At 54.8% G+C, this 398-nt stretch carries 1 protein-coding gene; it reads left to right on the plus strand.

All coding sequences use genetic code 11. From position 1 onward, the window contains the following. Positions 1-398 (plus strand): EF-Tu/IF-2/RF-3 family GTPase (locus FDX11_RS17095; RefSeq protein WP_323054455.1); only part of this gene is annotated, 398 nt, incomplete at both ends.

Consider the following 398-nt stretch of genomic DNA (forward strand, 5'->3'; position numbering starts at 1 on the left):
GGCGTTGAAATGTTCCGCAAACTGCTGGACGAAGGCCGTGCTGGTGAGAACGTTGGTGTTCTGCTGCGTGGTATCAAACGTGAAGAAATCGAACGTGGTCAGGTACTGGCTAAGCCGGGCTCTATCAAGCCGCACACCAAGTTCGAATCTGAAGTGTACATCCTGTCCAAAGACGAAGGCGGCCGTCATACTCCGTTCTTCAAAGGCTACCGTCCGCAGTTCTACTTCCGTACTACTGACGTGACTGGTACCATCGAACTGCCGGAAGGCGTAGAGATGGTAATGCCGGGCGACAACATCAAAATGGTTGTTACCCTGATCCACCCGATCGCGATGGACGACGGTCTGCGTTTCGCAATCCGTGAAGGCGGCCGTACTGTAGGTGCGGGCGTTGTTGC

It is taken from the genome of Citrobacter sp. wls714 (assembly GCF_005281025.1).
GTDB classification, from domain to species: domain Bacteria; phylum Pseudomonadota; class Gammaproteobacteria; order Enterobacterales; family Enterobacteriaceae; genus Citrobacter; species Citrobacter werkmanii.